The organism is Pseudoalteromonas sp. PPB1 (assembly GCF_015356275.1).
GTDB classification, from domain to species: Bacteria; Pseudomonadota; Gammaproteobacteria; order Enterobacterales; family Alteromonadaceae; genus Pseudoalteromonas; species Pseudoalteromonas rubra_D.
On record NZ_JACEQV010000002.1, the window covers coordinates 173,316 to 187,093 of the forward strand.

General features: G+C 46.8%; 10 protein-coding genes and 1 other RNA gene. 3 read left to right on the forward strand and 8 right to left on the reverse strand.

Annotated features, from left to right (window positions below):
- Nucleotides 1-452: 452 nt before the first annotated feature.
- On the reverse strand, nt 453-1,451 hold the full coding sequence (locus IY568_RS03080; RefSeq protein ID WP_194866764.1) for a sphingomyelin phosphodiesterase: 999 nt from the start codon (nt 1,449-1,451) through the stop codon (nt 453-455).
- Between the two features lie 352 nt (nt 1,452-1,803).
- Here IY568_RS03080 and IY568_RS03085 point away from each other — a divergent pair, with 352 nt between their 5' ends.
- Entirely contained in the window at nt 1,804-2,700 is an 897-nt protein-coding gene (locus tag IY568_RS03085) for a hypothetical protein (protein ID WP_194866765.1), read from the forward strand.
- Between the two features lie 156 nt (nt 2,701-2,856).
- Here IY568_RS03085 and IY568_RS03090 read toward each other — a convergent pair whose 3' ends face one another.
- The 4 genes from IY568_RS03090 to IY568_RS03105 all read right to left on the reverse strand — a co-directional run bounded on the left by IY568_RS03090 (nt 2,857) and on the right by IY568_RS03105 (nt 7,144).
- The gene (locus tag IY568_RS03090; protein WP_194866766.1) at nt 2,857-3,789 is read right to left on the reverse strand and encodes a hypothetical protein; all 933 of its coding nucleotides are present in this window, start codon (nt 3,787-3,789) and stop codon (nt 2,857-2,859) included.
- A 64-nt stretch (nt 3,790-3,853) separates the two neighbouring features.
- On the reverse strand, nt 3,854-5,509 hold the full coding sequence (locus IY568_RS03095; RefSeq protein WP_194866767.1) for a hypothetical protein: 1,656 nt from the start codon (nt 5,507-5,509) through the stop codon (nt 3,854-3,856).
- A 481-nt stretch (nt 5,510-5,990) separates the two neighbouring features.
- An RNA gene (ffs, locus tag IY568_RS03100) (signal recognition particle sRNA small type) lies at nt 5,991-6,087 on the reverse strand.
- A gap of 157 nt (nt 6,088-6,244) precedes the next feature.
- Nucleotides 6,245-7,144, reverse strand: a complete 900-nt coding sequence (locus IY568_RS03105) for a DUF3014 domain-containing protein (protein WP_194866768.1) — start codon at nt 7,142-7,144, stop codon at nt 6,245-6,247.
- Between the two features lie 440 nt (nt 7,145-7,584).
- Here IY568_RS03105 and IY568_RS03110 point away from each other — a divergent pair, with 440 nt between their 5' ends.
- Nucleotides 7,585-8,730, forward strand: coding sequence for a patatin-like phospholipase family protein (locus IY568_RS03110; RefSeq protein WP_194866769.1), 1,146 nt, complete (start codon nt 7,585-7,587; stop codon nt 8,728-8,730).
- A 13-nt stretch (nt 8,731-8,743) separates the two neighbouring features.
- Here IY568_RS03110 and IY568_RS03115 read toward each other — a convergent pair whose 3' ends face one another.
- The gene (locus IY568_RS03115; RefSeq protein ID WP_040644791.1) at nt 8,744-10,744 is read right to left on the reverse strand and encodes a monovalent cation:proton antiporter family protein; all 2,001 of its coding nucleotides are present in this window, start codon (nt 10,742-10,744) and stop codon (nt 8,744-8,746) included.
- Between the two features lie 205 nt (nt 10,745-10,949).
- On the opposite strand from IY568_RS03115, the gene IY568_RS03120 reads away from it, so the two are divergent.
- A complete protein-coding gene (locus tag IY568_RS03120; RefSeq protein WP_010385773.1) occupies nt 10,950-11,846 on the forward strand; it encodes a GGDEF domain-containing protein in 897 nt (298 codons plus the stop codon).
- Nucleotides 11,847-12,005: 159 nt separating this feature from the next.
- Here IY568_RS03120 and IY568_RS03125 read toward each other — a convergent pair whose 3' ends face one another.
- Together IY568_RS03125 and tilS are read right to left on the reverse strand one after the other, a co-directional pair.
- On the reverse strand, nt 12,006-12,347 hold the full coding sequence (locus tag IY568_RS03125) for a hypothetical protein (RefSeq protein WP_138538987.1): 342 nt from the start codon (nt 12,345-12,347) through the stop codon (nt 12,006-12,008).
- Nucleotides 12,322-13,689: a tRNA lysidine(34) synthetase TilS gene (tilS, locus tag IY568_RS03130; protein ID WP_194866770.1), complete on the reverse strand. Its 1,368-nt coding sequence runs from the start codon at nt 13,687-13,689 to the stop codon at nt 12,322-12,324. Before tilS ends, IY568_RS03125 begins: the two co-directional genes overlap by 26 nt.
- Nucleotides 13,690-13,778: the final 89 nt, after the last annotated feature.

Genomic DNA, 13,778 nt, shown 5'->3' on the forward strand with positions numbered 1-13,778 from the left:
TGCTGTTAAAACCGAGCCGTGATCATAGCGAGATTTGGGGTCTCGTTATGTAGAACTACTAACTTATTGAATCTATGTAACTAAAAATGATGGCTGACTTAAACGAGATCTGAATGCGTGGAGAAAACGAGAAATTAGACATGACTATTGGTCACATTCATTTAGATCTGTATCTATAAACAGTTTTTAGTTTGGCTTCTTGGTACCATTTGGAATAACAGCGCGCTCAAGTTTATTCCCGAACATATGCGTCTGGGATGACGATTGAGGCTGTCTGCCTTGCTTTGCAACGGATGTTGCTATGCTGTATTTATGCAAACTTGGCTTGCACGCGCCCGGGGTAACGACTGTCAGTATTGCTTTTGGCGGATACAACTGTGCTGAATGTGTGTAGATCCCGGCTCGCACGCGGCCGGGATGACAATGGGGCTCTATTCAGCGAGTGATACTTATCAAAACTCAAAGTTAACTTGTACCGGGTAGTGATCTGATAATTCGTTATAGTAGCCATTGTGATAATAACGGCCGTCGCTTAAACGCCAGTTGCCACGCAGATAGCTCCAGTACCAGTTTTGCTCTGCTTTCGGGTAGCGTACCGCCATGCTTGGTGCATTGGTTGGCTGCTTGTGGTCACGGTGCCAGAAAACGTAGTCCAGCGTATCGTTGTAATCCAGACTGTAATCAAAGTAGTACGCGTTGGCTTTGGTAAACCAGTTGTATTTTGCCGGGAATGAGCCAACCTCAGGCGTCTCAAAATTTAACTCAGCACGTGAGGTTGCAAGCATATCGGCCACTTCATCCTGCTTACTCCACTCAACATTCATGTCGCCGCCAATGATAACCGGCTCGCTGGCCGGAATGTTTTCGGCACTGATAAACGACTGAATTTCACTTAACTGACCCATACGCACGCGGTGCTCCTCAGCCGTATCGCCGTCGTGGGTTGCCTGCAAGTGTGTGCCGATCAGGTGATAACGCTGACTGTCTTTCTCGATTTCTACGTAGGCAAAACCTTTGTTTGACAGATAATCCCAGCTGCCATTCAGGCTGTTTTCAAACACATGGGCTTTTTGCGTAATAATCGGGTATTTAGACAAAATCACCACACCGCCACGGATCACAAACGGGCTGTTTGAGCAGTTACCGGTCAGACCATCCCAACCGCTGCCACTACAGTCCAGACCCACATTGGGCGTCTGATAAGGGTAAAGTGCAGAGAGCTCAGCCAGTGCCTGTTCGGCATCGCTGTTAAAAGCTTCACTGATCAAAATTACATCCGGACTGTCGCTCATTGAGGCCAGTACAGAAGGCAAGCGCTCCGCCCGGTTCTCCTGATCCCAGTCCTGCACATTGAGCTGCATAATATTGTATGCCATTACTTTCAGTGAATCGGCCATGCTGTGTGTACTGTTCAGCATCAGTGCACATAACAGCGCATGCTTAGCTTTCATTTTACGTCTCCGAAATCTCATTATTGTTTTTGTCTTTGTTAATGATTTTTTACACCCAGGTTCCGCACAGACAGACCCGTGAGTAAAAAATTTCGCAGCACACATTAGTGATAAAAAATGACACCTGAATTTCGACAAACCATTATTTCGATTAAGGTTTTATTGGAATGACATGACGCTTTTAAGGCTTTTTAATGACCGGAAGAGAGAAAACCAAAGCCGAACAGGCGGTCGATTAGCTTTACACCTTAAGCGTAATTAACTTCGCATTTACTCAGACACTTAGATTGATCCACACAGAAAAACGCAATACAATAATGATTCTCATTTGCATAAAAGGAAACATTACAAAATGAAAATACTCTCTGTCCTGTTGCTTTTGCTGTGCTCCTTGCCAGCGTTTGCTAAAAAGCCAATCCGTGTGGTTGATGTGGGTGTTATGGGGCTTGCCTCTCACGACTTGTTCCAGTGGAATACCGCCACCCGCGAAAATGAAGAAAACGGTCGTTTTGACCTGAGCACGATTTTTGATTACGCCGATGGCACCCGCATTCATCAGGGCGGTAACCCTAAAAACTCGTCAAATGCAGCGGTGTATTCAATCACCCAGAACCTGGTCAGCTTCTATACGGGTAAAAAAGCGGCATTGCTCATGTCCAGAACGGTCACCGAGGAACAGGCGCACGTCATCGCGCGCCAGCAAACGGTTGCCTTCTTTATGGGTATGGTTAAAGAGTCTTATGAACGCTTCACCAATGCCCGATTCCCTGACTATGCACTGGCGCAAAGCGTCACGGATGATGAGCAAGGCGTAATGCGCGCATTGCATGATATTTTGCCAGGCAAAATCAACGTGAACCGTAACCTGACTCGGGAAGTGTTCGAAGTCACCGACTTCAGACAAGCCATGACTCAGCTGTCACCAACCGAAATGATGAAAACGGTGAAGTTTTACGACGGTCAATATGATGAAGAATACCTGCATGTCGTAGTTCCCGGCTTCCCGGATCCAACCATCATCAACCTGCAAGCCATTGATCAGAGCTTTATCGCAGAGCAAACGAACTATAACCTCGACGACATGCTCGCCGAACTGAAATTCTACGGCCAGTTCCCCTTCTTCGGCAACCTGGTCCATTTCACCAGCTTTGGCTACCACCTGGAAAACCTGTTTGCCAAAGGCATTTGCAACAAATACGTCGATGGTAGCCAGAATACCTGGAACACCGTTGCGGTCGAGTGTTATTGATACATTTATGATTAGCGCACTTTATTGATTAAACCAATATACGGCGCACTTGTGCTTTTAAAGGCAAGTGCGCCTTTTTGACTAAGACATTGGAAAATAGAGTTTTCGGTAGTTTGCATACGTTTAAAAAGAAGAAACAATCGGAGCTACAACCCGCTATGATAAAAGCCGCCCTGTATGTTCAGAATTCTTGCTAGTTTCGGAGCTCGCTAATACCTCTTTGTATTCATCAAACATTATTTTGAAGCCATACGCTGACTCCGAATTGCTTACCATATAGACCTCATTTAGGCCTGACTTTGAGCTCAGGTGTAGTTTTCCATACTGAACTACCGGAATTTCATAGTTGTCGGCATAACGTTTATCTCTGCTGCCATCTTTATTTGACATAGCCCATGTATGGTCGATAACTTCTGAGTCAATCGGCACGGATTCGCTTTCAATAAAATTAGTCAGAGAAAAATCCATATTAACATCAAGCAAATCAATCAGTGCAAAATCATCCTCTTTCTCAATAAAAAAAAATTGGGGGTAAATATGCAGATCTCCACCATTAGCATTTTCTAGATGAAGAGCTTTGTAGTCACATTGTATTTTACTGTTGTGTGCCCTTCTTAAACAGACCTCGGTTCGTTCAATTGCGTTATCTGCTGTAGTTCTCTCTGCAACACGATCTATTGATTGAGACGTTGTTACATCCCACACCTTCTCCGCATCAATCATCTCAGAAAACCTATCGTCAAGAGTACCAAAAGCAGCTTCAAGTTGTTCAGGAAGAGATATTTCGAGCCCTAACTTATGTTTATCATAGTCTCGTTCAAGCTTACTCAGTGTCTCATTTGTCTCTTCCACAACTTGTTTCATAGATTCGATCTTTGTTTGCAAAGCGAGTTTCAGAGGAAACCAATTGATCCAAGAAAGCTCAGACTTTTGTTTTCTCAACTTTTCATTAGTAGAGTTAATTTCCTTTTGGAGCTTCTCCTTCCCTACCTCAATGTCAGTAAGATTAGATTTGAGTTCATTTAAATTTTTTGATGAAAGCCTTCCTACAGCTCTGCTTTTGAAATAGGTCTTACCTACACTGTTCATACTCCCTCCTAGAAGAATTTAGCCAAACTCCACAAATAGTGTCAGTTCATTAATCTTTTTTAAATCATTTATGTAGTTCAGCTTGTTCAGATAAATAACGACTTATGGACTTGATTGCAATTTCACGCATTAGATCACGATTAATTAAAACTCGTTTAGTTGAAAATAGCTCCTCTTCAGTCACACTGTGAACCTTTCTCTCTTCACCCGTACCACAGGTCCATGTAAAAGGATAAATATCTTTATCTTCCCTATTCCCCCGATCCTCCTTGCACAATTTTCGCTCCAACCTTTCAATTCCATCGTGATTAAATTGCAACTCAAAAAATCGTTGTAATGAGCTCAGCACAGGGTGTTTATGTGGAGCGGACTCACCTCTATGAACAAAGTTTGACCGATATTTGTATGTATCTTTGACTATATTCTCTAATTGAATAGCCTTAAAAAAAGCCGGTGTAAATTCATTTTTTTCTCTGCTGAATTCTACGCCACTATTCCAATGCGAATTAAACCCGTGCTGAAGAATACCGTCGTCGTATAAGTTCCCCCACAGTTCAACAGGGCAATACTTAAAAACAAAATCTGCAAAACGTTCTTTCAGGCGTTTATCGTTACCCTGCAATGTGCAATAGTGTTGAAAAAGTGCATTAAGTTCAGGATCATCCTTTGTTAATTTCTTCCATTCATTATGGCGTACATGCTTATCAGGCTCTGGCATGGCAATTTGCGCTATACTTTCTATTGCTGAAACTAGCGTAGAAAAAGACAAGTCGAAGTCTTCTTTATAGTTATGGTGGGCCAGCTGCACCATTCTAATAGCTTGCATACACTTCTTGTAATCAAACTTTTTACTTCCTGCTTTGTAGGGAAGTTGCCATAAGTTTGAGATCGCATCTGATAGTTGAATATTCCACTCATCAAGCACATCCTTATGTATTTCAACTATTGGTCCACCACCCATGTTCACAGGGTGCATAGCCGCTACCTGTCGAAGATCTTTTATTTTCAGTACCATAACTTCGTCAGTTGAAGCGTTATAAGGTAGTGTATTGAGTACACTTGTGAAATTAAGATCGTTATCTAGCTCTACATTTAAAAACGGCTCACCGGCATCATCCATTTGCGCGGTTAAGCGAGGGAAGGCTTCAGGTCGATCTATTGGCATGAACTTCCAAAAGCGCCCCCAAATATCACCACGGGCAGTTTTGATAACCACTTTAGCATTCTCGATATTTGCAAAATTGTCGCCACGGTTGTCAGCAATGAACTCCTCAAGCGGAACAAGTTCATCCAAAGTTACACTTTCAATTGTGCCTCCATGCACATAAACACATCTAGATGTCGTAAACGAGACCACTGCCGCTAACCCCTGTACAAATAGCTGACGACAATAGGTAGGTACCCACTCAGGTAAGAGTACGGGTGATATGAAAGATTGAACGCATTCCTGACCGTTTAAGTCTTTGATTCCATGATTTACAATAATAGAAGGCTCAACAATAACACCTTCGGGCAACTTCCAGTCGCTAGTCAGTTTGAAGTCTAAAGAAATATAACCAAACAAACGGCCATTAACTGCACCTTCTTGTTGCTTTAGCATACTGAGTCTAGATACTAAGTTGTTCGAGTAGTAGTCTTTTCCTGCTTCAGGATGAAAGGCAACAATAGCTTCTTTAAATAAGGTTTGGTGTGATATCCAATCTCTGATTGGGTCATTCATAATTTTCTACCGAAAAGCAAGAAAGTGAATGTTCTGAAAAGCGTTTAACTGATACCCAAGGGGATAGTAATTCCATTTTGTGGTTTTTCCTAAAAGTAAGTTTAAAGCGTAGACACAACTACTATGACTACCACTAGTGTAATTTCAAGTGCATAGCTTAATAGCATTCATGATGGGGCCATAAGACATTAATGCGTGTTGTGCTTATTTAGTGTAGGAGCTAATCACACAATTTCCATGCGTAATACTATGTAGTTGGGATATATGACCTGTGCTAGCCTCTTAAATATAGCGATATAAGGAATATTAGAAGCTATGTTCACCGATTGACTCGATGTAAAACCTTACCAGATGGTATACAGGATTAAATTATTTAGAGAATGATTGAGTATCGTATTAAAAATACGAATTGTAATCTGGATGATATGTGAATTTTATGAAGTGAATTCTGACACCGCAAACTTTGAAGTTTGGGTGGCAGTCTTACCAGCCACATCCCGGCACACGAGTCATTCGCTGTGGCTGCTTCCTTCCGGACCTGACCAGGTTCACGAACTATCGTTGCGAGAGGACCAATAAGACTACCATTGAGGGCCTTGTTTGGCGCGGGAGGGATTATCGCGAGTTTCGCGTCTGGTTGCAAGGGGAAATATTAAAAAGCCCGGCTAACTGCATAGTGAATATACAATTAGACGAGCTTTGCTGTTTTGGTTGGTTTTTTTCTTCGGTTTTAGCTTACTTTGCCAGCGCGACTTTTAGGTCTTGCAGACGTTTCTTCATCTTTTTCATGTTTTCCGGGCCCATGCGTAGGAAAAGTTTTTGTGCATCGGATAATTGCTCCCATTCTGCATAGGCATATTTGTAGGTCACAGACTCTTGTAGCAGCGGCAGGCTGGTTTCCGGGATTGGGGTTTCCAGCAGCTCGCCCAGGGCTTCTTGTAACGTCAGGTCGAATTCGCCGCTGTCGTAGCCAATTTCTTCATAGGCTTCACCTATCAAGGGTCTGAATTTGTTGTACGTACGTACCAGCTGCGCAGTACTCATGGCATTCAGCATGTTCACATAAGGCGTGTAGCGCTCGAAGCTGTTTGGATCGGTGATGATGATGTCATCTTCAATAACCATAAAGCTATCTTTAGGCTTGCTGACCGGGAAGTGCTTTTTAGCCACTTTACCCTGTGCCAGGTTATCAACAAACACCACGCTGCGGCGGATCATGTCTTCCGTCACCACTAAATCCATCGCGGTATCATTCAGGTAATTCGAAATTTGCTCGCTCAGGGCCACGTCGCTGTCATCCAGTGATGGTAGCGGTGCAACAACAGGTTGCTCGGGCTCACGCTGTGGCAGCGGCTCTGGCTCTGGCATTGGTTCAGGCTCAACAATTGGTTCTGGCTCAACGGGCTCTTGGACTTCTTGCACGGGCTCCGGACGGGCAGTATTAACCACTTCCGTCGGTGTTTTATCCGGTACGACGACATCTTGTTTAAATTTGGTGTTTTCCTGCTGATTATCCCGGTTTGAAAGCACAAATATGGCCACGATAACGAGGGCTATAACCACGCTCACGGCAAGCAATAAGTGGCTGTTAGACGGCTTGCTTTTCCTTGGTTCTGCTGAGTTGTGCTCTGACATGGAAGCTCCATTAATTTTTCTAAACGAATAAGTTGCACATACGGTGATTAAAATGCCATCAAGGCGTATCGCCGCATAGTAAGGCAACAAAAATAATCTATAATATACAAAAGATTATAGCTTATTGCTGGTCGTTATTACGACCTTTGCAGCTGCAACCTATGGCATTTTTAGTCTCTTTAAACGCGTATACTCACAAATGCATCCAATATTGGTGAGTATCCATTAAAAGATATCGCATCCGTGACAAGGTGCAATACCAATTCGTGCTTAGTGAGCATATGGACTCAATATGAATCGCCTATGAATTTGGTCCAAAGCCACGATGTATTGCTATTTTACTAAGTTAAACAAATCGTTATAGTAACAGTATCCAGCCTGTGCAGGCTGGCAAATAATTCTCAAATCAACCCAAATCATGTAAGCGGTTAAGGAAGCATATGAGTAAGCATCACAGTTCGCGTTCATGTCCTCGTTCGGCACTGCTGCTAACCGGTGGCGGGGCCCGTGCAGCCTACCAGATTGGGGTGTTGAAAGCGCTGGCACACAGCCTGCCCAGAACCGCCCCGCTGCCCTTTCGCATTATTAATGGTACATCGGCGGGCGCCATTAATTCCGCCGGCCTGGCCTGCTACGCCTCGAATATGCATCTGGCGATACGCAAAATTGAATCAATCTGGAAGAACTTTCATACCGATATGGTGTATGAGAGCGGTTTTGTGGGAGCATTCGGTCATATTCTGGGCAATATGATGCGCAGCTTTCAGGCTGAATATATCAACCAGCCCCCCGCGAGCCTGCTGGACAACACGCCGCTACGTCAGCTGCTGAATGATGTGCTTGATCTATCCCGTATCGACCGCCACATTCAGCGCGGCTACCTGGATGCGCTGTCGGTGACGGTATCCAGCTACTCTACAGGCCGCTCGGTGGCATTTTATCAGGCGAAAGATGCGCGCCCCTGGCAACGTGCCAAGCGCATTGGTGTGCCCGACCACATTACACTGGACCACCTGATGGCCTCCAGTGCCATTCCCATGGTATTTCCCAGTGTGCGGGTTCGGCACCATTATTACGGCGATGGTTCTATCCACCAGCTGTCACCATTAAGCCCTTCAATCCACCTGGGCGCCGAGAAAATTTTTGTCATTGGTGTTGAGCAGCCCAAAATCCCCACGCCCATTGGCTATGAGCCACACTTTCCCGGCATGTCGGTGGTTGCGGGTCATTTACTCGATAGCGTGTTCAGCGATACATTGCAGTCCGATCTGGAGCGCATGGAGCGGGTTAACCGCACCGTGGGATTACTGCCCGCCAGAGACAAGCACAAAGAACTTAAACACATCGAGACTCTGGTGGTTAACCCCACGCATAATTTCAATGAACTGGCGCTGCATTATTACGATGAACTGCCGCTGGCCATTAAACTCTTACTCCGCTCCATCGGGGTTAAACGGCATTCTCCGTCGAGTTTAACCAGTTATCTGTTGTTCGAAAAAGCCTATACCCGGGAGCTGATAGAGTATGGTTATCAGGATGGACTGGCCCGGCTGGATGAGATCCGGGCATTTCTGGAGCTGGATTAACCTAAGGCCTGCGTTATGGCAGGCCATCTAACAAAAATTGCTCCGCGCGCTCTACCCGGCGCGGCTTGCCTTTGAGCAGCAATACATCGCTGGCACACAGGGTGATCTCTTCATCCGGCATAGAGATTTCTTCGCCGTTGCGCCGCAGCGCTTTCACCACCACCTTGTGCCGTGCCAGATCCAGCTCGGCGATTGATTTGTCCACCGCAAAGGCCTCGTCCGGCAAGGCTATGGCGTGCAGGTATTCAAGCCGGTCTGAACTGTAACTTGATCCTTCAGCCCCCGAATACTCTTTCATTTCCTGGCTGTCCCCAGTGAAAAAGCCGTGCAGATATTCGTAGCGATTTTGCCTTTCAATGCTCACCCGCTTGAGGATCCGCCGCATGGGTACGCCAGACATATACAATACATGCGACACCATCATCAAACTGGCCTCCAGTGACTCTGGCACCACCTCAGTGGCTCCGAGTTCTTTGAGCGCCTCAAGATGGGTATCGTCCTTCATTCTGACCAAAATTTTGACCTCGGGCGCAAAGCGTTTAACCGCATCTATCACGGCCTGAGCTTTGTCAAAATCATTTAATGACACAATTACCAGACGCGCTTCACTGACATTGGCCGACTTAAGCACTTCGTGCTGGGTCGGATCACCAAACACCACGGGCTCCCCGGCGGTCAGCGCCTCCTGAACAATGGCCGGGTTACGCTCCACGGCAATATAAGGAATGGCTTCCGGGCGCAAAAAGCGGGCTATGGTCTGGCCGACGCGGGCATAGCCAAAGATAACCACGTGATTTTTAATTTTACTGGAGGTAATAAAACCCTGCTCGTGTGGCTCTGGCCGACCTTCGCTGTCTATGCGTAGCAGCTTAATGAGCCTGTCTGTTTCGCTGATCAAATACGGGGTTAACGCCATAGACAACACCCCCAGCGCTATCAGGAACGACGCTACTTCTGCACTGAGCAATTGGTGCTTGCCGGCCAGAGCAACCAGTACAAAACCGAACTCACCCATCTGCCATAGCAAGATCCCGGCTGCAAAAGCGTCTTTGCGACGCTCTCCCATCAGTTGTGCCAACAGGAAAATAATGGCCAGTTTAAGAACAATGAGCAGCGCCAGCACCAGCACGATATAAATAAAGGACTGGATCACGTAAGACACATCCAGTTGCGTGCCAACGGTAACAAAAAACAGCCCCATCAGAATATCGCGAAATGGCCGGATCTCGGCTTCCAGCTGGTGCCTGAACTGGCTTTCGCCCAGCATCATTCCCGCCAGAAATGCCCCTAACGCCATAGACAAGCCAAATGCATAAGTCAGTGCACCCGCACACAGCGCGACCACTAAGGTGGTCAGTACAAATAACTCATCAGTGCGTGCCATGGCCACTTCATTAAACACTTTGGGTAAGACCCATTTGCCGATGGCCCACAACAGCATACACACGAATGCGCCTTTGGCGAGAGCCAGTATAAGTGCCCCCACCAGCACCTGATTATCAGACTGACTTAATAAAGGAATGGTGATCAGCAAAGGCACCACGGCAATGTCCTGGAACAACAACACCCCCACAGCCAGCTGACCCCGGCGAATATTCAATATTCCCCGCTCTTTGAGTTCTTTAACCACCACGGCGGTTGAAGACAGCGCAATTAAGCTGGCGATGATCAGTGCCTCTATCCAGTTAAACCCCAGGTACTTTAATATCACCGCCAACACCACAGTGGTGACCAGCACCTGCAAGCTGCCCAGACCAAACACCACGCTGCGCATAGCCATTAATTTGGGAATAGAGAATTCCAGACCAAGACTAAACAGTAAAAAAACGATGCCCAATTCGGCAATCAGCTGGATCTCGTGACTGTTGCTGATCCAGCCAAAGCCATAGCTACCAGCCAGCAGGCCCGTCAGCAGATAAGCCAGAATAGGCGGTAGCCCAACCCGCTTAAATGACCACACCAAAACAACGGCGCAGAGCAATAAGGCTATCAACCCGGCAAACTGACCTTCCAGGGCGGCAACTAGCGTACTGGTGACATCCTCACCTAAAAACCCGGCAAAATTTTGCTGCAAACCGCCTCCCAAGCGTCAATAAAATAGTGTTGAGCAATTTTTATCCACTATTAAATATAGCAAGCAGCTGTTTTTCAGCCAGTTTAAATTTTTGGCATGAAACTCGCTTAGAACAGTTCGAATGTTGTACTTAGGGGAATACTAGATGGAAAATGTCCATATTTTGACTCAACGGGCGCCGACGCGCGGGGATTTTTTGCCGTTTAATGCACAAATGCAAATGTCGCACGTCCCCGAAAACCCGATGAGTTTGACTGAAAAATTACAAACAACGCTGGATGTCAACGGGCTGCTCGACATCTTTGCAGGTTACATCAAGCGTATTATTAACCTGGCCGGATTACAGTTTCACTCCAGCGAAGGGGTGTTTCAGATGCAACAGAGCAACAATCAGCTCAGTCCGTATACCTTTGATCTGGAGTTAAACAGCCAGCATCTGGGTCAGATTGTGTACTTCAGTAAATATCGTCTCAGCGAGGCTCTGCAGGCCCGGCTTATCCAGCTGCACACCTGCTTATTGTATCCGCTGAGAAATGCCCTGATGTATCAAAGGGTTCTGAAGCTGGCAACCAAAGATTCACTGACGGGCCTGTCGAACCGCAGCCAGTTCAATGAGTTTCTGGCCAAAAAGCTGGAGCGCAGTCGTCGTCATCACAGCAACTTTAGCCTGATGCTACTGGATCTCGATAACTTTAAACAAGTTAACGATCTTTATGGCCACAAAATGGGCGACAATGTGTTGATTGAATTTGCCCGCATTCTGGAGTCTTCGGTGCGTGCGACCGATACGGTCTTCCGCTTTGGTGGCGATGAGTTCGCGATACTGATAGACGACCCGGCGTTCACCACCAATAAGGTAATTGCAGAGCGCATTATGGCGTCCGTCAGAACCTGTACGATTATGAAGAATCATGACGTGACCACCAGTATCGGCTTTACACTGGCAACCAGCAAGGATTGCCCGAACGAGATTTTCTCACGAGCAGATAAAGGCCTGTATCGCGCCAAGGACGCCGGTCGAAACTGCGCCCGTACAATCTAAGTCAGACAACCTCGCCATATTGCGTCCCCTAACGCAATATGGCCTTTATCCCCACCTGCCTCAGGGATTTAATTAACTTACTAACGGTGTCAAACACCATCACGAAAGGTTAGTAAAAGGATTTCTCCACCTGACATTTAACGTGTATTGCAGGTAATTTTACTTACGCAGCAAAATCAATTTATACAGCAATAACAATGCAGAGAAGCCGCAAAAGAAGCTGTTGATCACCCAGGCCAGTGATAAAAAGTTAGGCAGGTCACTGAAAATGATTGCCAGCATGGGCGCACCCAGACCAAAAATAAAAAAGCTGCCACCTTTGCCGTGCCAGTACGCCAGCAGCAATGCCGCACTGAGCGCGCCGACACTCAGGCTGAGCACAACATTACCAATATTCAGACCCCCGTTCATCACCAAAACAATAAACAAGGCACCGCAACCCAGTACTGCCCAGATGGCCTTATTTGCCAGCGATTCACCGATTTTTTGTGTTTCTTGCATCTTCTAACTTCCAGCTAAGTCCCTGAGACGATGCATACGCCTCATTGACGAAAAACCCAACGACCTGCACCAGCTCGTCGTTATAATAAATCAAAGGCACGCGACTGCGCTCCCAGGTGGGTACATCATAGTCTTTGAGCCAATGTTTAAGCGTATTACGGCCACTGCGCCCGGGCGGTTTCACTTTTTCATTCAGGCAATTAAACCGCACTGACACCTGCTCATCTGCAGTCGGGTGACGAACTCCCTGACCTTCAATTACACTTAGGATTGTATTGTCATCCAGCGCCACCTTTTTCAGGCCAACATCACACTGTACCTGTCGCGGCGGCTGTTCAGTCACCCAATGTAACTGATCTCTGAAGCGCCGGACCTGCCCGCCAGGCAGTGAAACCGTCATTTGTGCGTCAGCCCGTGCATTAAGTGCCTGGCTCAGGATCTGATCAAGCTGCTTCTGCGATGGCATCTGGACACCCAGCTCCGCTAACCAGGCACGTACCAGATTTTGTTGCCGCAATGGGGCAAATTGTGCAAGGCGGCTGATAGATAAACTCAGCTCACTGCGACATTGCGCCAGATCAGCCTGGGTGATTTCGTCCAGTAAGGCCTGCTGCCCCTGCAACAACTCAACGGTGCGCATAACGCTGGGAATAAATCCCGAAAAACGGGATTTTAGCAAAGGCAGTACCTGATTACGCAAGAAATTGCGATCAAATCGATCACTGAGATTTGACTCGTCTTCGATGTGGGCAATGCCAAATGTCTGTGCAAACGCCTCTATGTCGGCGCGCTCTGATGACAACAAAGGCCTTAAACAGACGCGCCCAGATGGCAGCATACTGTGCGCGTGCATGGCACCGAGCCCTTTCAGACCTGAACCCCGTTTCAGACGCAGTAAAAAGGTCTCAACCTGATCGTCACCATGCTGGCCGAGCACCAGTGCATGCCCCTGATCCGCCCGTTTGTCCAATGCTTCATACCGTGCTGTGCGGGCCTGAGCCTCGAGGCTTTGCCGGTTTTGTGCCAAGACCTTGACGGAGACGGGGGTAAACGCAACCGCCAATGCATCGCACTGTGCCTGGCAAAATGTCTGCCACTGCAAAGAATTAGGCGACAAGCCATGATCAACATAAATCGCCTGCAGGGCCAGATGAGGATGAATTTGCACGTAGTGGTGACACAAGTGCAGCAGTACCATTGAATCAACACCACCCGAGAGCGCAACGGTGAGGCCACGTGTTGCCGTATGCGTTACCGTATGCGTTTCTTCACGTGCTACCTTGTTTGCCAGTAAGGCGTCTAAGCTGGCAGAAAAACGTTTATAAAGCGGTGTCTGAGTCATAATCACGGGTGTTGTAGGTACTTAGGCAGTATTATCCCGATTTAGCAGGCACAAAAAAAGCCGCGATGCGGCTTTTTTCGGTTTTGCTG

Bases quoted from the DNA above. Each gene is read 5' to 3' on its own strand.
- IY568_RS03095 (WP_194866767.1), bottom strand. From the start codon at position 5,509: ATGAATGACCCAATCAGAGATTGGATATCACACCAAACCTTATTTAAA.
- tilS (WP_194866770.1), bottom strand. From the start codon at position 13,689: ATGACTCAGACACCGCTTTATAAACGTTTTTCTGCCAGCTTAGACGCC.
- IY568_RS03110 (WP_194866769.1), top strand. From the start codon at position 7,585: ATGAGTAAGCATCACAGTTCGCGTTCATGTCCTCGTTCGGCACTGCTG.
- IY568_RS03125 (WP_138538987.1), bottom strand. From the start codon at position 12,347: ATGCAAGAAACACAAAAAATCGGTGAATCGCTGGCAAATAAGGCCATC.
- IY568_RS03080 (WP_194866764.1), bottom strand. From the start codon at position 1,451: ATGAAAGCTAAGCATGCGCTGTTATGTGCACTGATGCTGAACAGTACA.
- IY568_RS03120 (WP_010385773.1), top strand. From the start codon at position 10,950: ATGGAAAATGTCCATATTTTGACTCAACGGGCGCCGACGCGCGGGGAT.
- IY568_RS03090 (WP_194866766.1), bottom strand. From the start codon at position 3,789: ATGAACAGTGTAGGTAAGACCTATTTCAAAAGCAGAGCTGTAGGAAGG.
- IY568_RS03085 (WP_194866765.1), top strand. From the start codon at position 1,804: ATGAAAATACTCTCTGTCCTGTTGCTTTTGCTGTGCTCCTTGCCAGCG.
- IY568_RS03105 (WP_194866768.1), bottom strand. From the start codon at position 7,144: ATGTCAGAGCACAACTCAGCAGAACCAAGGAAAAGCAAGCCGTCTAAC.